This window comes from Butyricimonas sp. DFI.6.44 (assembly GCF_022132345.1).
In the GTDB taxonomy this organism is placed as follows: domain Bacteria; phylum Bacteroidota; class Bacteroidia; order Bacteroidales; family Marinifilaceae; genus Butyricimonas; species Butyricimonas muris.
Window position 1 is genome coordinate 313,779 of record NZ_JAKNJD010000001.1, and the last position, 19,795, is coordinate 333,573.

The window sequence follows — 19,795 nt, forward strand, 5'->3', positions numbered from 1 at the left end:
TAAAGTTTGTAAAGTTCATAAAGTTATTTCTTCACGAACTTTAGTCATTTGCTTGAAATTCGTTGCAAAGATACGGAAAGTCTCTGTAATAATTATATTTCGTTTGTTTCTTCTTGGTTGTCAAAATAAAAAATATCCGAAATCGTTTCTCCCTTCTTCAAGAGATGAGCCTGCCATCCGTTTGCCTTGGCTTGTTCTATATTGGCTTGATTATCATCAATGAATAATATTTCGCGAGGGGCTATTGCAAGTTCTTTCGTGATCCGCTCGTATGCTTTTGGATCGGGTTTCCGTAAATGTAATTCATCTGAATAGAAGTATTTGTCGAACAGGTCTTCAAAATCATACCCGAATTGCTCCCGGAACATGGCTTTATATGTTTTCCGGTGAGGATAGTTGGTATTACTGAAAATACAGGTTGTATAACGCTTTCTTATTGTTTTAATCAGCTCTATTCTTTCTTTATTGTAAGGCTGAAGCATATTGTTCCAAGCCTTCCAAATATCCTCGTCCGATACGTTTTTTGATGCCGGAAAATTCACGTGAAATTCATCAATGAATTCGGCAGGAGTTATTAACCCGAGTTCGAGATCACGGAAAAACGACCCGTTTTCGGCTATAATGTCATTATAAGCGAGTCCGTCGATATTGAGTTCTTCAAAAGATTTAACTGTTTTATTAACATCGACATCCATAATGACACCACCGAAATCAAAGATAACAATATTACACGTGTCAGCAAATTTTTTTATTTCTTTCATACTCGTTACTTTTTATAGTTTGTAAAAACAAAAATAGGAACGAGAAACCGGAAAAAATTTGTGATAGATTAAAATCGTACCTTTATTCTCCTCGTATTCTACTTAGAGTAGGTAATGTAATACCGAGATAGGAGGAGATATAACCTAAATTAACCCTGTTGCACAAGCCGGGAAGATCCCGAAGTAGTTTTTCATACCGTTCTTTAGCGGATAGTGTAAGCCTTTCGATACGCAAATCTTGTAATAGCAGAAATGCATCTTGATGAGAAACGCGAGCCCAATTAGCTAATTCGACATTGGTTCGGAACAACTCATTAAGTGTATCTATCGGAATGGAATATGCTACTGTTTCTTCAAGAGTCTGCACATACTCGAAACCAACCTTGTTCTTTAGAAAGTCCAACGATCCGTAAGTCCAGTCCCCCTCTTTGGAAAACCACGTGGTTATTTCTTTACCGTCAGACAGGATATAAGACCTCGTGAGCCCCGATTCAATAAAAAACACTTTCCGGTCAGACTTGTCTGCCTTTATTATATGGGATTTACGGGGAAATAAGTGTTTTTCAAAACGGGAAGTCAATGCCTCTATCGTTTCATGGGATACAGGATACTTTTTTATAATGGATTCTATTATATTCTTCATGTCGGTTAGCTTTAAATTAGCTGGTGAATTTAACAAAGATACGGAAAGTCAATTAAAATACAGAATTAGAAATTGAAAATGAAAAATATTACCTTTGTCGGCAAATTTTGAAAGCAGAATGAAGAAAGTAAATATTATAAGTCTTGGGTGTTCCAAGAATCTCGTGGATACGGAGTTGTTGATGAAGCAATTGGAGAAAGTAGGGTATAGTGTTGAAGTTGATGTTGAGAATTCCAAGGCTAAGATTGTTGTAATCAATACTTGCGGGTTTATCGGGGACGCGAAAGAAGAATCGGTGAACACGATACTGGAACAGGTGGAGTTGAAGAAAGAGGGAAAGGTGGACAAAATATTTGTTATGGGATGTTTGTCCCAACGTTACGAGCCGGAATTACAGAAAGAGATCCCGGAAGTGGATGCTTATTTCGGGAAATTTGACTGGAAGGGTATTTTAGCGGAGCTTGGGAAAGAGTACGATGAAAAGCTTCGGAATGAACGCCATTTGACGACACCGCCGCATTACGCCTATTTAAAGATATCGGAAGGATGCAACCGTAAATGCTCTTATTGTGCCATTCCGATCATGACGGGAGAATACAAATCCCGTCCTTTCGAGGAAATCGTTGATGAAGCGGAGCGTTTGGCTAAACAAGGGGTAAAGGAACTATTGGTGTTGGCACAGGATATTACTTATTACGGGATTGATAAGTACGGGAAAAATCGACTTGCCGAGTTGGTGGAGCGAATTGCAGATATTAAGGGAATCAAGTGGATAAAATTGCATTACGCTTATCCGGCGGGGTTCCCGATGGAGTTGCTGCCCGTGATGCGGGAGCGCGAAAATGTATGCAAATATCTGGATATTGCTTTGCAGCATTGTAGTGATCACATGCTGAAACAGATGCGAAGAGGTGTAACAAAACAACAGACCATAGACCTCATCAATAAAATTCGGGAAGAAGTACCCGGAATAGCCTTGCGAACCACGTTAATGGTGGGACACCCGGGAGAAACGGAAGAGGACTACCGGGAATTGATTGATTTCGTGGAAACGATGAAATTCGAACGTCTGGGGGTATTCCCGTACTCGCACGAGGATGATACTTATTGCGACAAGAATTATAAAGATGATGTTGCTGAAGAAATAAAAAATAAGCGGGCGGAAGAATTAATGGAAAGACAGTTGGAGGTGGCGGCGGCGTTGAATCAAAGTTGGATCGGGAAGAAACTTACCGTATTGATAGATAGGACGGAAGGCGAGTTTTTCGTGGGACGCACGCAATACGATTCGCCGGAAGTGGATCAGGAAGTATTTGTAACAACCGACCGTCCTTTACAAGTCGGAGAGTTCTATGAAGTGGAAATCACGAGCGCGGAACCGTTCGAACTATACGGTACTGTTAAATAGTTGTTATTTCGTGTATTTCACCCATTTCACCGCATCTGCAAATATTTTTTGATACTGATCGGCACCTTCGTCTGTCAATATTAATGATGTATGTCCTGCTGTGAAATGGTACTTTCCGAGGGACACCCATCCATTCCCTAAATGAAGAACTTCTAATGTCATTTTTTCTTCTCCATCTGCATGTTTAAAATAGTAAGTTTGTGTGGGTTCTTTTTTCTCCACTTTTGTTGTTCCGATAAATTTTAAAGAACGTGCAGCACTCTTTATCGCTTTTTCTGCAATATAGATGAATAGTTCATATATACCATCTTCCGGTAACATTATTTCCCATTCTATCTTCGAGCTACCATTACCTGCTAATTTTGAATGCAATCCGGCTACTGGTTCCCCGTATGCTCCTTCATAAGGAATATATTTCCATTGTTCTGGATTATTGAGAATATGTTTATCTTCAATAAGATGGAAATTAGAACTCATATTATCAACAACATATTCATTAGAAAGAGGCAAAAACAAAGAGGTATCCGTGTCGAAAACACCTGAATGAAAATACTTCAGATTAGTTTCTTTCGGTTTTATCTTTTCAAAACTGTAACATGCTGGAATGTTATCGGCTAAATTGGTTTGAACTTCAAGGTTAAATTCATCTGGTTCTCCTTCAAAATAGTTCTTGATTTCTTTACATGTACCCGCAGGAATAAGATAATGAGTATTTGTCCTATTTGGTGCAGCCAAGGTGATTATTCCATCTACATTACCTTTGTTCCAGACTTTTACGCTTTCTATGTATCCTTTTTTACCTGTTGCATTTGTAACTAGCTCAATTTGAGCATCTCTCACTCTAAATGAGGCTAGTTGTTTTTCTTCATATAATTGTCTAGTAAAAGCTAGGAGATCTATATTGTATTTTTCTTGGATTTCTTTACAATATTGCTCATATGAAATATCTTGAAATAAATGTTGTGATATAAAAGCTTGTTGGAATTTATATAATTCCTCAGAAGGAATATGGCAAAGTAAATATTTTAAATAATAATTACTTTTACTCCAAATGATTTGTTTTAATTGATTGATGTCAATTGAATCTTGTAAGGCATCTGATAAGTTATGAGCATTAAAATACTGTATAGCTAAATTTAATGTTACATAGTTTTTATAACTATTAATAGCTGATTCCCATGAATTTATAGATTCTTGAAATAGCATATCTATACCGGGAAATTCCATCGAATAAATAAAATAGTGATTTTTCCGGGTAATTGACGATATGTCATACTCATTTTTGTGGTCTTTTAGATTCAATTTACCAAAGAAAATGTTTCCTTGTATAAGTTTCCTTGTTTCTTCAAAGTTCCATAAATAATAAGTCCAACATTCAAGTTGAGGAGAAATTCCCTCGTTATTAATTTCTTTTTGAACTTTAAATGAAGTCCGAGTTAATGCTTCTCGTTCTGGTCTGAAAATTAATTCAGGTTGAACGTATTCTGTTTTATTTTTCCATGGTCGGCTATATGCACAAAAATGGATGGGTGTTTCAACAAGTGCTAATTTGTGAAATACATATTTCTCATCTCCGGATTGATAAAGATTATTACAATAATTAATGATTTCTACAGGATCCGAGAATTGTTCTACTAAATATTCGTGTCCCTTGAATACATAAATTTCATACAACTTCTTGTTATGCGATATCGCTTTACGAGTATATTTTCCAATACAGAGTGAAATTCCTGTTAGATCTTGATGATTAATGAAACGGGTGGTATCCCCATTCATTTGTGCTCTTCCTTGCGAGATAGATATCCGGTTCTTTTCTCCGATGACGGTTAAATAAAAACGAGTGTAATTTTCTAATGTAGAATAAGGAGATGAAATATTTACCGGAGGTAAACAAGTTGGATACCATAAACATTCCGGTGTAAGAATTGTATAATCGGGATTAAGGTAATAATAATCTTTTCCTAAATTGAATATAGAGTAACATCTTGCTGTATGGTATGAGTTTAAATCTTTTACTTCAGGATAAAAAACTTCAGGAACAATAGAGCCAGTATAATGAATTTCAATGAATGTGCTGTCTTGTGGTTGTAAGATATGTTCAACCATAAGAATCTGTCCTTCTCTTTTAAAATTTACAGATTTTCCTTCAATCGTGGTTTCTACAACACTTAATCCGGGATTAAGATAGAAAATGATTGAAGACAAATTTTGACTATTGGGATTATATATGTGCAACTTACTTATTGCGTCCAATTGATATCCATGTTGTTTAAATTGAATATAATGATTTGTTATCCTTGCTTTTAGTGCAGACTCGTATTTAAGAAAAAGCGCATATATAGATTCCCGCTTATATTGTTCTTTGCTAAAACCATTTAAATATAAACTTATAGAAATACAACCTAAAATTATAAATATAATTCCTTTTGCAAGTATTGGTTGTTTCATTTTTATTTTATTGGGAATTCTATTTGTAGAAAGGCTCCCTAAAACAAGTAGTCCACATCCCCATAAAAAAAATGTTCCACGGTGAAGTAAATAAAAGCCAATCCCATAAAATCCTGTTACTTCGGAAAAGACATTAGAAAGAGTAGAACTGAATAAATCTAAAGCTCCGTGAAAGAAATAAGGTGCATATAAAATATCCAGACAAATTAATCCGAGTAGAAGCATAAGTGACAAAGCATTATTCCGTATAATACTTTTAACACAAATCACAAGTCCTGTAACGAAAAAAAGTGTAGGTATCGTTAATGTCAAGAAATAGAATAAATAAGTATACAAGAAAAGTGGAGAATCACTGGCAAAAATATTTATGAATATAGCTACTAACACTAAAATTATGTTATAGATAAGCATAAGGTATATGAAAGCTAATGATTTTCCCCAAAAATAAGTACTATTTGAGAAAGGATGTATAGAAATTATTTCGTTTGAACGACAAGTTTTTCTATTATTAATAAATTTTCCAAACCAGAAAATGGCAATAAATACTTGTAAAAAATTTATCAAATAGACATTTGCATAAGGGATTGCGGAAGGGAGTGATATGGCTATCCACTCTACTTTTCTTATATTTCCTTGCGAAAAAAGTTGAAGGAAAATGACCAAAATAAAACCGATTAATAAAATGATCTGATACCCCCAATCTCTCATAAGGAGTTTCATTTCGTATTTCATAAACTGTTTGATATCTTGATTAACCATATCGTTTTGAATTATGTGTTTATTCTTCTGATCTAAAAGGTATATTAATAATTGGTTTTTCTGGTAGTTCTAGCAAGTTAGGTATTTCAAATAATGATATATTCGAATATGGCGCTTTTCTACTACGTCCATCTTTACATCGTAAATAAACTTCTGCATAATGTGGCTTTTCAATTAAGTTAACATATTCACTTGGCTCACTTGGCTCACTTTCTCCAGAAGCATTGACCGCTATAACTCTAAATCTATATAATGTTTCTTCTAGATTATCTACTGTACAATTTAATACATTACCATATACTTGCATTACTTTTATCCACTTGGGACTGCCATAAACTTGTTTTTCAATTATATAGCTTGTTATCGGACTTCCACCATTATTAGCGGGTGCTGTGTAATAAACTTTTACGCTAGCACCACTTGCAGTGAAAGATGAATTTAGACAAATCGCTAAACTCAAAATTGTAAAAATGTAAAATGTTTTCATTGTAAATCGTTTTAGATTTAATAATAATGTAATTTCTCCCCTTCGCAATCTTTATAGATTAATACACGACCTATCCTAAAAAGGATTAAATTGTACTTGAATATTTAATTAATTTTCGGAAGAGTGGTTGCAAAATTTCTTTCTATTTTAGCAAAAAAATATAGAAACGGAGAATAATTTTTCGTTTTTATTCGTACTTTTACTCATCGAGGTTCATTGAAATTTTGATGAGTATTTTTTTGTATGACTTTTTACTAACTACAAATATAAATACCATGTTGAATAATCTATTTTGGATAGTACCGGCATGTGCCGTTATCGCACTTCTGTTCGCGAGGATTTTCTTTAAAGGGATGATGAAAGAGTCGGAAGGAACCGACACGATGAAACGTATTGCCGGACATGTCCGCAGGGGAGCTATGGCTTATTTGCGACAACAATACCGGATCGTGGGTATGGTGTTCCTCGTGTTGTGTATTCTGTTTGCTTGGATGGCGTACGGTCCCGGGCTGCAAAACCCGTGGGTATGGTTTGCTTTTCTTACCGGAGGTTTCTTTTCCGGTCTGGCAGGCTATATCGGGATGAAAACCGCAACTTATGCTTCGGCGAGGACGGCAAATGCTGCACGCAGAAGTTTGAACGATGGATTGAAAGTTGCTTTTCGTTCGGGTGCGGTAATGGGATTAGTAGTGGTCGGCTTGGCTCTGCTTGATATTTCGTTATGGTGGTTATTGCTCGATTATTTCGTGGAAGAGGCTACATCCACGGAGAAAGCGATAGTGATCACGACAACCATGTTGACCTTTGGTATGGGGGCATCGACGCAGGCGCTGTTCGCCAGAGTGGGGGGAGGTATCTTCACGAAAGCGGCCGACGTGGGTGCTGATCTCGTGGGTAAGGTTGAAGCGGGTATTCCGGAAGATGATCCTCGTAATCCCGCGACCATCGCAGATAACGTGGGGGATAACGTGGGGGACGTTGCTGGTATGGGGGCAGACCTTTACGAATCGTATTGCGGTTCTATTCTTGCCACGGCTGCTTTAGGTGCCGCGGCGTTCCGACTGGAAGCGGATATGCAATTTAACGCCATACTGGCCCCGATGCTGATTGCCGCTTTTGGAGTTATCTTATCGTTGCTAGGTATATTTATGGTAAAAACAAAAGAGGGTGCTTCTCAACAACAATTACTGAGAGCGCTTGACCGGGGGATAAATGTAAGTTCAATTCTTATCGTGGGCGCCAGTTTCTTGGTGATCTATTTATTGGGATTGAGTTATTGGATTTGCGGATCCGTGATTGTCGGGTTGATAACGGGAATCATTATCGGTAAAGGAACAGAATATTATACTTCACATGCCTATAAACCGACGCAGGATATTGCCAAGAGTTCGGAAACCGGACCCGCAACCGTGATTATTAAAGGTATCGGTACGGGTATGATTTCGACGGCTATCCCGGTTTTCACGATCGTGGTGGGTATTGTACTTTCATTTTTGTTCGCGTCACAATTCGACTTCTCCAACATGTCCATGGGATTGTACGGAGTGGGTATTGCCGCTGTCGGAATGCTTTCTACCTTGGGTATCACGTTGGCAACGGATGCTTACGGACCGATAGCCGATAACGCGGGGGGGAATGCCGAAATGAGTCATTTGGGCGAGGAAGTTCGTCATCGTACGGATGCATTGGATGCTTTAGGCAATACAACCGCGGCGACAGGCAAAGGATTTGCTATCGGTTCCGCGGCTTTGACCGGATTAGCATTGATTGCCTCTTATATCGAGGAAATAAAAATTGGATTGTTACGTATGGGAGAGGAGATTCTGACAGTCGGGGAAAACACGGTAAGAACGGCCGATGCAACGTTACAGGATTTTATGATTCATTATGATGTTACTTTAATGAACCCGAACGTGTTGGCAGGTATTTTTATCGGCTCCATGATGGCATTTGTATTCTGTGGACTGACGATGAATGCCGTCGGACGGGCTGCACAAAAAATGGTAAACGAAGTACGTCGCCAATTCCGTGAAATCAAGGGTATCATGACCGGAGAAGCAGAACCGGATTACGCTAAATGCGTGGAGATTTCGACTAAAGGCGCCCAACACGAGATGATCTTCCCGTCATTGCTGGCTATCATTATTCCCGTGGCTATGGGACTTATCTTCGGTGTTGCAGGTGTAATCGGTTTGTTGGCCGGGGGCTTGGGAAGCGGATTCGTGCTCGCTATCTTTATGGCAAACTCCGGTGGTGCATGGGATAACGCTAAAAAGTATATTGAAGAAGGCAATCTAGGGGGTAAAGGTTCCGATAACCACAAGGCTACTGTGATCGGAGATACCGTGGGTGATCCGTTTAAGGATACTTCCGGACCGAGTTTGAATATTTTGATAAAATTGATGAGTATGGTCGCTATTGTTATGGCAGGAGTGACTTGTGCATATAGCCTTCTCTAAGTTCCGACTATCTATCCAAGTAGTTGGTGTTTGCCCAAGTATACGTGATGAATATACTTGGGCAATTTTTATGTCCGTTTACTTCAGATAAAAGATAAACCATGAAAGGCTTAACTTTTTTGAAAAATAATCGTATCTTGTAAAAAAATAAAAGAAAGAGATATGAGTACATTAAAAGAAGCTATAGCACATAGAAGAAGTTATTACGCTATTACAAATAAATCATTAATTACTGATAGCGAGATAGAAGATATTGTAAAGTTTGCCGTGAAGAATATCCCTTCCGCGTTTAACTCCCAAACAACACGAGTTGTTTTATTATTAGGAGAACAGCACCTGAAATTATGGAATATCGTGAAAGATACATTGCGTAAAATCGTTTCAGAAGAAGCATTTAAGGCAACCGAGAAGAAAGTAGATACATCATTTGCCGCGGGATATGGTTCCGTGCTCTTTTTTGAAGACCGTACCGTGGTCGAGGGATTACAAAAAGCATTCCCGACCTATCATGAAAAATTCCCTATATGGTCGCAACATACTTCTGCCATGCATCAGTTAGCTATTTGGACAATGTTGGAGGATGCCGGCTTCGGTGCTTCGTTGCAACATTACAATCCTTTAATTGATGAAGCCGTTATCGCGGAATGGGGACTACCCGAGAATTGGGAATTAGTTGCACAGATGCCTTTCGGTATTCCGTTGCAAGAACCCGGGAAAAAAGAGTTTAATCCGTTGGAAGAAAGGGTTCGTATCTTTAAATAACAAATTTCAGAATCTATACAAAGTACCCCGGTTTGTATACCAAACCGGGGTACTTTGTATATTCTTCCGGAAAGACTTCTGTCTTGTATCTATTTTTGGAGCATAATTAATTAAAACCGATTATGGAAAAGACAGAAGTTATTACACGAGTTTCAAAATTAGTCATACTCTTTTTATTCGCGGTAACACCGGTGATGCTCAACGGGCAAGACAATCGAAAAGTCTTGACGCGGTCGATACGGGGAACCGTGGTAGACGTAGCTTCGGGTTATCCGATTGCTTACGCTTCGGTTGCTCTGCTGGGAAGACCGGGAACGGGAGCGATCTCGGATAGTTCGGGACATTTTATTATAAAAAATGTACCTGTCGGGCGTCACGATATACAGGCATCGTTCGTGGGATATGAATCCGCTATTTTTAAAGAAATACTTGTCACTTCCTCTAAAGAAGTGTTTCTGAACATTCCGTTGAAAGAGGCTATACGGGAACTGGACGAAGTCACGGTGCGTCCGAGTCTGAATAAAGAGCAACCGTTAAATAAAATGGCAACGACGGGAGCGAGGATGCTGAGCGTGGAAGAGGCAAGCCGATACGCGGGGGGAATGGATGATCCAGCGCGTCTGGTCAGTTCTTTTGCCGGGGTATCACCTGCCATGTCAACGAACGGGATTTCCATTCACGGGAATGCTCCTCACTTGTTGCAATGGAGATTGGAGGACGTGGAGATACCGAACCCGAATCATTTTGCCGATTTATCAATTCTCGGGGGAGGTATTCTTTCGGGGTTAAGCAGTCACGTGTTGGGAAATTCGGATTTCTTTTCCGGGGCTTTTCCCGCCGAATTTAGTAATGCCGTGTCCGGTGTTTTCGACATGAAATTGAGAAACGGGAATAACCGTCGAGTGGAGAACACGATACAAATCGGATTGCTCGGTATGGACTTTGCCTCGGAAGGCCCGTTGACGAAGAAACATAATTCCTCTTATATATTCAATTACCGCTATTCCACGACGGGGATACTCGAGAAAGCGGGTATTGTTGACTTCGGGGGTATACTGGATTATCAGGACTTGAATTTCAAATTTAACATTCCCACGCGGAAAGCGGGAACATTTTCCGTCTGGGGAACCGGACTGATCGATAAATCCGAAAGTGAATTCGAGAAGAACCCCGAAGAATGGGAATATCTCGGCGAACAGATGGAGAGCGAAACAAGTCAGTACATGGTGGCGGGAGGCATCTCTCACAGCTATTTCTTCAACGATAACACGCAATTGAAAACCATTGTTGCCGCTACTTATTTCAGGCATAAAGGATTTGTTGACTTCTATGATTTCGATTTGAACAAGTACCCGAATCTGGATTTGGTACGTAATAACACGAACTTGATTTTCTCCGCCATATTGAACCGGAAATTCAGTGCAAAATTTACCAACAAAACGGGTTTTACTTTCACGAAGATGTACTACGACATGGAAATGAACCTGTCCCCGTACACGATGCAACCATTGGAATTGATATCCAAGGGTGACGGCAACACGAATCTGATCTCCGGGTACACGAGTTCATCCATCGGACTGAGCGACCGGGTAACCCTAAGCGTGGGACTTAACGCGCAGGTACTCACGCTGAATAATCATTGGACGGTAGAGCCTCGTGCCGGAATAAAATGGCAGGCTACCCCGAAAGCCTCGTTTGCCTTGGCTTACGGGCTTCATAGCCGGATGGAAAAAATGGATGTTTATTTCGTGCGTACCCGAAGCACGGGTACGGAACCCGTGAACAAGGATTTGGATTTTTCGAAGGCGCATCACGTGATGCTTTCGTATGGTTGCAGGTTATCCGATAACTTGAATTTAAAGATTGAACCTTACTTCCAACATCTATTTGATATTCCCGTGATTGCCGATAGTTCCTATTCCGTGCTGAACCGTGTGGACTTCTACGTGGAGGAAGCCTTGAAGAACAAGGGAAAGGGACGTAACTTCGGGGTAGACGTAACCTTGGAAAGATACTTGAATGACGGTGTTTACTACATGATATCCGGTTCGCTTTTCAGTTCCAAATACAAGGGAGGGGACGGCAAATGGCGGAACACGAAATATAACCGGCAATTTATTATCAATTGTCTGGGCGGCAAAGAGTGGATGTTAGGACAAGACAAGCAGAATATACTGGGAATCAATCTGAAAATGACCATGCAGGGAGGGGATCGTTATAGTCCGGTTGACAGGGTGGCAACGCTTGACGATCCCGATAAAGTGGTACAACATGATGAAACGAAAGCATTCACGAAACAATTCTCGCCGATGTTTATCGTCAATTACACGATCAGTTACAAGATAAACAAGAAAAAAGTTTCTCATGAATTTGCCTTGAAAGGCTTGAATGCAACGGGTTGTAAAGAATATTACGGTCACGAGTATAACTTTAAGACGGGAGAGATCAAGCCGTTGAGAAGTGCAACCGCTTTGCCGAACATAAGTTATAAGTTGGAATTTTAAAAATTTATAGAGATAAGGTATTACATTTGTACGCGTGGAAATAAACAAATATCGAATCATGAATTTGAACACGAAAGGGCAGAAGCTGCTGCATCATATATTGATAAACCCGAAGGCTAAGGTTTGGCGGCACGCTCTCCTGATTGTGGCTATCGCTTCGGTTTCTTTCAACCAGACGTATATAGTTTTTCAACACGGGATTCCCGTGTTGCGCGATAAACTATACCTGATAGCCTTGTTTGCAGCCTTATCGTATCTGGTCGTTGTCTATTACAATATTTACGTGCTGATTCCCAAGTATCTGATAAAAAAGAAATACACGTTGTACGGTATAGGAGTTGCTATCTCGGTGATATTGCTTCTGTGCGGGCAGAACTTGATCGAGGATATTACCCGTTCATACTTGGGAGAAGCGGGAATGAACTATCTCAGTCCGGTATCCTTGATAAACAATATATCTTCTTTTACCACCATCTCTCTCTGTTTGGTGGGTGGATCTATTACCGTGCTGCTGAAATATTGGATGCTGGAAAACCAACACGTGAGCCGGTTGGAGAAGATGCATATTCAATCGGAAGTGGAGCAATTGAAAGAACAGGTGAACCCGCAATTATTGTTCAACATTCTGGATAAAACCGGACGTTTGGCAAACACGGAGCCGGAGGAATCTTCCCGTATGCTATTCAAATTGAGTCAACTCCTGAGATACCAGTTGTATGATTGTAGCCGCGGCACGGTATTGCTGGATGCTGAAATTCGTTTTCTAGGCAATTACCTGTCACTGGAGCAAATATATTCACGGCAATTCGAATACCGGATTTCATCGGAAGGAGAGGTCAGGCGGGTGTTTATCCCACCTTTATTATTTATCCCTTTCGTGCAGTGGTGCGTGATGCAAATATACAAAGGGAACCAACAGGGAGTGCTTCATTTGGATTTTAAAGCGGATAAGAAACAGGTTGAATTTGTTTGCGAACACGATCGCGAAACAATTCCCGGGGAAGGCGATCTTTCAAGAATAAAACAACGCTTGGCTTTCTTGTACAAAACCGATTATTCGTTAGCCCTCGCTGAAAATTCCATTCATTTAACGTTAAAACAGCCGGAATCATGATAAAAGACATAGACCGAAGTATACCTGATTTCCTGTCATCCCCCAAGTTCCGGGTACACAGACATCTGTTATTGCAGTTGACACTTATCTGCATATCGTCGAGTGTTTTTGCCGACCTGTCGGGAGAGGTACTTGCCACGCGGGAACGGCTCTACTGTTTTATAGGGTTCTATCTCGTGCTTAATTTGGACGTGTATTGCAATCTTTATCTCCTTGCACCCCGTTTCCTTATGAGAGATCGTATTTCCAGCTATATATTATCCGTTGTCGGTATGATATTGTTTGCTATCTTGGTTATAGCCGTTTTGCAATCCAGTTTTTATAATCTCTATCAAACAGATCCCGTGTATAACCGGTATATCGTGTTGAATCTTGTTTCTTCAATGATATCAATCGGGCTGCTTACATTCGGTTCGTCAACCTTGCTACTTATAAAATACTGGATAGAATATAATCAGAGAGTGGATGAATTGGCTTCTTCCACTTTGCAGTCGGAACTGAAATTTCTGAAGAAACAAATCAACCCTCATTTCTTGTTCAATATGCTGAATAATGCCAACGTGCTGATCCGCAAGAACCCGAAAGAGGCTTCCCGCGTACTGTTTCGTTTGAAAGACTTGCTGCGTTACCAGATAAATGACAGTACCAAAGAGAAAGTATCATTGAACTCGGAGATTCAATTCTTGAGTGATTTCCTGAATTTGGAGAAAGTGCGGCGAGATAATTTCGAATACCTGATTATGAAAGAGGGAAAAATGGAGCAGTTTTGGCTACCGCCATTGTTGTTTATCCCTTTCGTGGAAAATGCCGTGAAGCATAATCCGGACACGGAAAACAAGTCGTTCGTCTACCTTTCTTTTGAAGTGACGGACGATCGTTTGATATTCCGCTGCCAAAATTCGAAGCCTGCAATAGCACCGGAACGCGCTGAAGTGGGAGGGTTGGGATTGAAAAATATAAAACGTCGGTTGGAATTGTTATTCCCGGGTAACCATTCTTTGGAAATTCAAGAAGACGAAAAAACATACACTGTAAATTTACACCTGATATTATGAATTGTATTATTGTAGATGATGAACCGTTGGCAAGAGAAGCCATAGAATTATTGACAGGGGAGAACACGCGATTGAAATTGACGGGGACATTTAATAATGCATTGTCCGCTTCCCGGTTTATGGAGGACAACCCCGTTGATCTGGTATTTCTGGATATCCAAATGCCGGGCATCACGGGGATTGAATTTGCCCGGGCGATTCCCCGGAGGACTCTGGTCATTTTCACGACCGCGTACACGGAGTATGCCTTGGACAGCTACGAGGTGGATGCTATTGATTATCTGGTGAAACCCGTGGAGGCAGAACGTTTCCAAAAAGCCGTGGAAAAAGCGATGATATACCATGCACTCTTGTTGCAGGAAGAAAAAGAGAATATCGAACCGGTAGATAATGAATTTTTCTTCGTGAAGTCCGATCGCCGTTATTTCAAAGTGAATTTCAAAGATATACTTTTTATCGAGGGACTGAAAGATTACGTGATTATCCAACTGGCAGACCAGCGTATTATTACCCGGATGAACTTGAAAACGACATATGAACTCCTGCCTAAAAAAGACTTCCTACGGGTAAATAAATCATATATCGTGAACACGAATCATATTGACTCTTTCGACAATAACGACATCTTTATCGGGAATTACGAAATAGCGATAGGCAACACGTACCGGGATTCATTTTTCGATACGTTTATGAAGAGGGGATAAATTCAAGGTAAAAAACGTTTTCACGCGTTTGTCCTAGAGTAATCCCGGTAATATCGTGATGCAAACGGGTAATACTTGAGTTGTAATGTGGTTGCACGTTTGTTGTAGATACAGTGTAGAAACGCTTCGGGGTATATCTGCAACGGATGAACAATGGTAGAACATCGAATGAAGGAGCCTACTTGGGGAGAAAGGTAACCTTTACGCATGAGATTTTCAGACTATCGTACATATACGATATTTATTGATTTTATTTGGAGTTTTCACGTATTGTTCGTAGATTTACGAATAACAAACAATCTAAAGAATGGAAGATAAGAAATACTCTGACGAACAAATACAGGTAGCCCGTTTTGCCAAGGCAATGGGGCATCCGGCAAGAATGGCGATTCTTGATTTCCTTGCAGGACAGGAGAATTGCTATTTTGGAGATATTCACGAGGAATTACCTATCGCGAAAGCGACTGTTTCCCAGCACTTGAAAGAACTGAAAGAAGCGGGTTTAATACAAGGAGAAATTGAAACTCCCAAGGTGAAGTATTGTATCAACCGGGAGAATTGGGCTTTAGCAAGTAGATTATTCGCGAATTTCTTTTGCGAGTGTAATCGGGTGCGGCTTTAGTGACCGTTGTCGGCGTACTTGTCGAAGTTCCGGTTATGCTTGCTTTGGTACGAATGGCAAACCGAACTAAAAGGTGGTTCCCTGTGGTAGGGAGTAACACTATCAAGATATGAACAAAAGAGGAATATCATTAGCTTACCCGCACGCAAGCGGCGGGCTATGGTTTGTCCCGACTATCTTTAGAGTAGAAACACTGTTGAAACATACCATGAAGGCAAATCAGCGAAGATGCTTCGTTCATGCTACGTCTATGGTGTAGAGAAAGTATAGAGTAAAGGCAGAGCAATGTATGCCAAGTTCACATTAAATGAATCAATAATGAAATCACGTATTCAAAGTTATATATATATTATCAGCGTTCTCGTGTTATTGGGAAGTTTATTTCTTCTAAGGGGAAATATTAGTCGTTTTCTATCGGGGATACAAACGAAAAATAGTACGGATATAAAACATGAAGCGATAGCCGATACAATCATCAAACGATACAATTACAACCGGAATGACAATGATTATCAAGTCACTTTTTTAGAATTTGGGGCAACTACCTGTCATTCTTGCAAACTAATGGAGAAAGTCATGGAGGAAGTGCGGGAACGCTATTCAAGCAAAGTAAATACCGTGTTTATTAACGTGACTCTTCCCGCGAATAAAGATATCGTGAAATATTTTGGAATCGTAACTATTCCGGCTCAAATATTACTTGACAAAAATGGGAAAGAATATTATCGTCATGAAGGCTATATCTCGGCAGATGATTTGAGTAAACAATTTTTCATTCAGGAATAACGGACAATATCCTCGTCCCTTATTTCTTACCGAATACTTCGGGATTCTTTGGGTATTTCCCTGATAAGAGCATATAAAGATAGCTAGTTCATAACGAACTAGCTATCTTTATATGTTATTTACTTGAAATCAAATCTTGGAGTTCACGATATTCAGAATATCGGTTTCCATTTGTTTTGCCAGTTCGACCACTCTTTCACCTCTGGAAATGATGTCGTTAGCATACTCTTTATCATCCAATCCGGCAGCGTTGATCTTCACGTTGAGGAAGGCACCGATTACCCCGGAACGGGCAGCCAAAGCTCCAACCCCGGCATCTGTTACTGAATTAGGATTACCGATTTCAGCCATAGCTTTCACGACTTCCATGCACTCGAAGCAAAGCATCATCGTCTTGAAAGGAACTTCAGTAGCGAATTTGGTTGCGTCTTGGATAGCTTGATGGCGAGCGGCTTTTTCTTCTTCCGATTTTTTGGGTAATCCGAAGGCATCCATGATACGGTTGAAAGCGTTGGTATCCTCGTCAACCATTTTGATTAACTCAACTTGATAAGCCTTTCCTCTTTCTGCCCAATTGCTGAATTCTTCCCAACGTTCATCCCAACCGCGTTTGTGAGAGGAGAGGTTAGCCACCATGGTAGCCAATGAAGAAGCCAGAGCACCCATGTAAGCGGAAATAGAACCACCACCGGGAGCGGGAGATTCGGAAGCCGTTTCGTCAGCAAATTCACGAAGGTTCATATCAATCAGGAACTTCTTTCCTTGATTCATCTCGTCTTCCAGAATATATTCGATAATTTTCTTTCTCGGTTCGAAAGGATAAAGTTCATCCAACCCCAAAGACTTCACGGCAATCTTGATTAACTCCTTGTCGGAAACTCCGGTAGAGCGTTGTTGTTTGCGCAGGAAATAACGTCCGGCATCCAACATGGCTTTCAACGGAATTACACCTACCAACTCGGAACCCGTTACACGAATACCGCGATCTTGTGCTTTCCGGCATACTTCGTCAAATGCCTCGTGCACTGAAGTCACGGAAATATCGGTCAGGTTCATGGAAATTTGGGCGATACCGTATTCCTCGATAAACCAGCCGATGGCTTTCACGGATTTCAATGTTCCGGGAATCATCACATTTTTACCTTTCTCGTCTTTCACGATTTTCCCGGTGATAGGATTGCCTTCTCTCTTGGCACGTCCGCGTTCGCGCACGTCAAAAGCGATAGCGTTGGCACGACGGGTAGAAGTCGTGTTCAGGTTCACGTTGTAAGCAACTAGGAAATTACGTGCTCCCACGGCTGTTGCCCCAGTTTTTGCCGTCCATTCGTTCAATTCGCGGGGACCGAAATCAGGATGCCATTGCTCGCTGCTCAAACGTTCGCCCAAAGCCTCGTATTCCCCGGCACGGCAAGTAGCCAGATTTCTTCTTTCCGGGGTAAAAGCGGCGTTCTCGTAGCAATATACCGGAATATTCAATTCTTCCCCGATACGTTTTGCCAAAGCGCGAGCGTATTCCACGGTTTCTTCCATGGTAATATTGGACACGGGCACTAAAGGACACACGTCAGTAGCCCCGAAACGAGGATGCGCTCCTTTATGTTTTTTCATATCAATCAGTTCAGAGGCTTTCTTTACTGCGCGGAAAGCGGCTTCGCAAACTTCTTCCGGCGTACCTACCATGGTCACTACCGTGCGATTGGTTGCCTTACCGGGGTCCACGTCAATCAGACTAACACCTTCAACAGCCTTGATCTCTGCCGTAATCTGGTCAATAATGTGCATATCGTTCCCTTCACTGAAATTCGGAACGCATTCTATTAACTTTTTCATATCCTTGTTTAAATTGAAAATTACTATTTATAAAATATTCAGAATCACCTAATCACAAAATCGGAAATCATATAATCGACTACGGGTAACGTATCCTGTACGCTTTCCGAATCCATACTTTCTTGTAATGTGAATACGGCATAACGCGTCAGATTTGTTCCCCGTTCAAGAACACGGCTTCCACCAAGTCGCTTCCGTAAGCGTAGGGGAGATACTCGATTCCCGTGATCGGGGCAGTGATATAGAAATTGGCTTTTTTACCCACGGCGATACTGCCGAGTTCGTCTTCAACTCCCATGGCATAAGCCGAATTTATGGTTGTAGCGTTTATCACCTCTTCGGGAAGCATCTTGTAGTTGACACACCCGAGTGACATCACGAATTTCATGTTTCCGGAAGGAGAGGAGCCCGGGTTAAAATCAGAAGCCAAGGCTACCGGCAACCCCGCATTTATCATCGCCCGAACGGGAGAGTAGGGCATATTCAAAAAGAACGCGGCACCCGGTAACACGGTCGGCATGGTTTCACTTCCTTTCAGCGCGGCTATTTCCTCTTCACCCACGTATTCGAGGTGATCGACTGAAAGGGCGTTATATTTTACCCCGACTTGGATACCACCCGAGTAGTCCAGTTCGTTGGCGTGTATCTTCGCCCGCATTCCGTACTTCATTCCGGCATTCAACATTCTGTCCGTGTCTTCCACGGTAAAGAATCCTTTGTCACAGAACACATCGATATAATCGGCCAAATCTTCTGCCGCCACTGCCGGAATCATTTCGTTAATAATCAAATCCACGTATTCGGTCTGTCGTCCTTTGTATTCCAACGGCACGGCATGAGCCCCCAAGAACGTGGATTTTATAGTTAAAGGAGTTTCTTCTTTCAGGCGTTTAATCACTCTCAACATCTTGAGTTCACTCTCGGTATCCAACCCGTAACCACTCTTGATTTCCACGGCTCCGGTTCCCAGTGAAGCGATTTCTTGCAAACGGGCGTAAGCGGAATCAAATAATTCCTGCTCGGAAGCCTTGCGGATACGCTCGGCAGAATTTAATATACCACCGCCTCTTTTAGCGATTTCCTCGTAAGAGAGTCCCTTGATTTTGTCTATATATTCGATCTCGCGACTTCCCGCGTACACGAGATGCGTGTGTGAATCGCAATAAGCGGGCAACACAAGACGACCGGTCGCATCAACTTCCTGTACCGTGTCGGTATTCTCGTAAATAGCGTCTTGATTCAATTCGCTCATTTTCCCGAAAGCCTCGATACGATCATCATCGATTAGAAGGTAGGCATCATCAATTATGCCTAATTTCGCCATATCGGCACCCGCAACCCATTTACGCGGTTCTTCCTCAACCTGAACGAGTTGCTTTATGTTGATAATTAATGTTTTCATCCTTTTCGTGTTTATATCATTTGGGAACGAAAGTATTAAAAACCTTGAATA

15 protein-coding genes and 1 pseudogene are annotated in these 19,795 nt (G+C 40.9%); 10 read left to right on the forward strand and 6 right to left on the reverse strand.

What is annotated here, in order from left to right:
* Positions 1–92 precede the first annotated feature (92 nt).
* Positions 93–761, reverse strand: coding sequence for an HAD family hydrolase (locus tag L0M98_RS01465; RefSeq protein WP_227214692.1), 669 nt, complete (start codon positions 759–761; stop codon positions 93–95).
* A gap of 82 nt (positions 762–843) precedes the next feature.
* Complete coding sequence (locus tag L0M98_RS01470; protein ID WP_227214693.1) at positions 844–1,404, reverse strand: Crp/Fnr family transcriptional regulator; 561 nt, start codon at positions 1,402–1,404, stop codon at positions 844–846.
* Between the two features lie 118 nt (positions 1,405–1,522).
* Here L0M98_RS01470 and rimO point away from each other — a divergent pair, with 118 nt between their 5' ends.
* The gene (gene rimO / locus L0M98_RS01475) at positions 1,523–2,812 is read left to right on the forward strand and encodes a 30S ribosomal protein S12 methylthiotransferase RimO (RefSeq protein WP_227214694.1); all 1,290 of its coding nucleotides are present in this window, start codon (positions 1,523–1,525) and stop codon (positions 2,810–2,812) included.
* Between the two features lie 3 nt (positions 2,813–2,815).
* Here rimO and L0M98_RS01480 read toward each other — a convergent pair whose 3' ends face one another.
* Positions 2,816–6,019 (reverse strand): golvesin C-terminal-like domain-containing protein, encoded by a 3,204-nt coding sequence (locus L0M98_RS01480; protein WP_227214695.1) that lies wholly within the window; start codon positions 6,017–6,019, stop codon positions 2,816–2,818.
* 19 nt (positions 6,020–6,038) lie between these two features.
* A complete protein-coding gene (locus L0M98_RS01485) occupies positions 6,039–6,506 on the reverse strand; it encodes a fibronectin type III domain-containing protein (RefSeq protein WP_227214696.1) in 468 nt (155 codons plus the stop codon).
* Positions 6,507–6,781: 275 nt separating this feature from the next.
* Between L0M98_RS01485 and L0M98_RS01490 the strand changes: the two genes are divergently transcribed.
* The 9 genes and pseudogenes from L0M98_RS01490 (at position 6,782) to L0M98_RS01525 (ending at position 16,512) form a co-directional block, all read left to right on the forward strand.
* Entirely contained in the window at positions 6,782–8,965 is a 2,184-nt protein-coding gene (locus L0M98_RS01490; protein ID WP_099292436.1) for a sodium-translocating pyrophosphatase, read from the forward strand.
* A 162-nt stretch (positions 8,966–9,127) separates the two neighbouring features.
* Positions 9,128–9,727, forward strand: coding sequence for a nitroreductase family protein (locus L0M98_RS01495; protein WP_227214697.1), 600 nt, complete (start codon positions 9,128–9,130; stop codon positions 9,725–9,727).
* Positions 9,728–9,849: 122 nt separating this feature from the next.
* Positions 9,850–12,231 carry a TonB-dependent receptor gene (locus L0M98_RS01500; RefSeq protein ID WP_370645566.1) on the forward strand — a complete coding sequence of 794 codons (2,382 nt, stop codon included), beginning with the start codon at positions 9,850–9,852 and terminating at the stop codon, positions 12,229–12,231.
* A gap of 58 nt (positions 12,232–12,289) precedes the next feature.
* The gene (locus L0M98_RS01505; protein WP_186975366.1) at positions 12,290–13,345 is read left to right on the forward strand and encodes a sensor histidine kinase; all 1,056 of its coding nucleotides are present in this window, start codon (positions 12,290–12,292) and stop codon (positions 13,343–13,345) included.
* On the forward strand, positions 13,342–14,400 hold the full coding sequence (locus L0M98_RS01510) for a sensor histidine kinase (protein WP_227214698.1): 1,059 nt from the start codon (positions 13,342–13,344) through the stop codon (positions 14,398–14,400). The genes L0M98_RS01505 and L0M98_RS01510 overlap by 4 nt, the downstream gene beginning before the upstream one ends.
* On the forward strand, positions 14,397–15,104 hold the full coding sequence (locus L0M98_RS01515; protein WP_099292441.1) for a LytR/AlgR family response regulator transcription factor: 708 nt from the start codon (positions 14,397–14,399) through the stop codon (positions 15,102–15,104). The genes L0M98_RS01510 and L0M98_RS01515 overlap by 4 nt, the downstream gene beginning before the upstream one ends.
* A 307-nt stretch (positions 15,105–15,411) precedes the next feature.
* Entirely contained in the window at positions 15,412–15,726 is a 315-nt protein-coding gene (locus tag L0M98_RS01520; RefSeq protein ID WP_262905167.1) for an ArsR/SmtB family transcription factor, read from the forward strand.
* Positions 15,711–15,839, forward strand: a pseudogene (locus L0M98_RS22635) (arsenical-resistance protein); the annotation flags it as partial. The gene L0M98_RS01520 and the pseudogene L0M98_RS22635, both read left to right, overlap by 16 nt.
* Before the next feature lie 205 nt (positions 15,840–16,044).
* A complete protein-coding gene (locus L0M98_RS01525; RefSeq protein ID WP_186975369.1) occupies positions 16,045–16,512 on the forward strand; it encodes a thioredoxin family protein in 468 nt (155 codons plus the stop codon).
* 129 nt (positions 16,513–16,641) lie between these two features.
* Here the strand turns inward: L0M98_RS01525 and ftcD are convergent, their stop codons facing one another.
* Both ftcD and hutI read right to left on the reverse strand, forming a co-directional pair.
* Positions 16,642–18,342 (reverse strand): glutamate formimidoyltransferase, encoded by a 1,701-nt coding sequence (gene ftcD, locus L0M98_RS01530; RefSeq protein ID WP_099292445.1) that lies wholly within the window; start codon positions 18,340–18,342, stop codon positions 16,642–16,644.
* Positions 18,343–18,490: 148 nt separating this feature from the next.
* A complete protein-coding gene (gene hutI / locus L0M98_RS01535) occupies positions 18,491–19,744 on the reverse strand; it encodes an imidazolonepropionase (RefSeq protein WP_099292446.1) in 1,254 nt (417 codons plus the stop codon).
* Positions 19,745–19,795 lie beyond the last annotated feature (51 nt).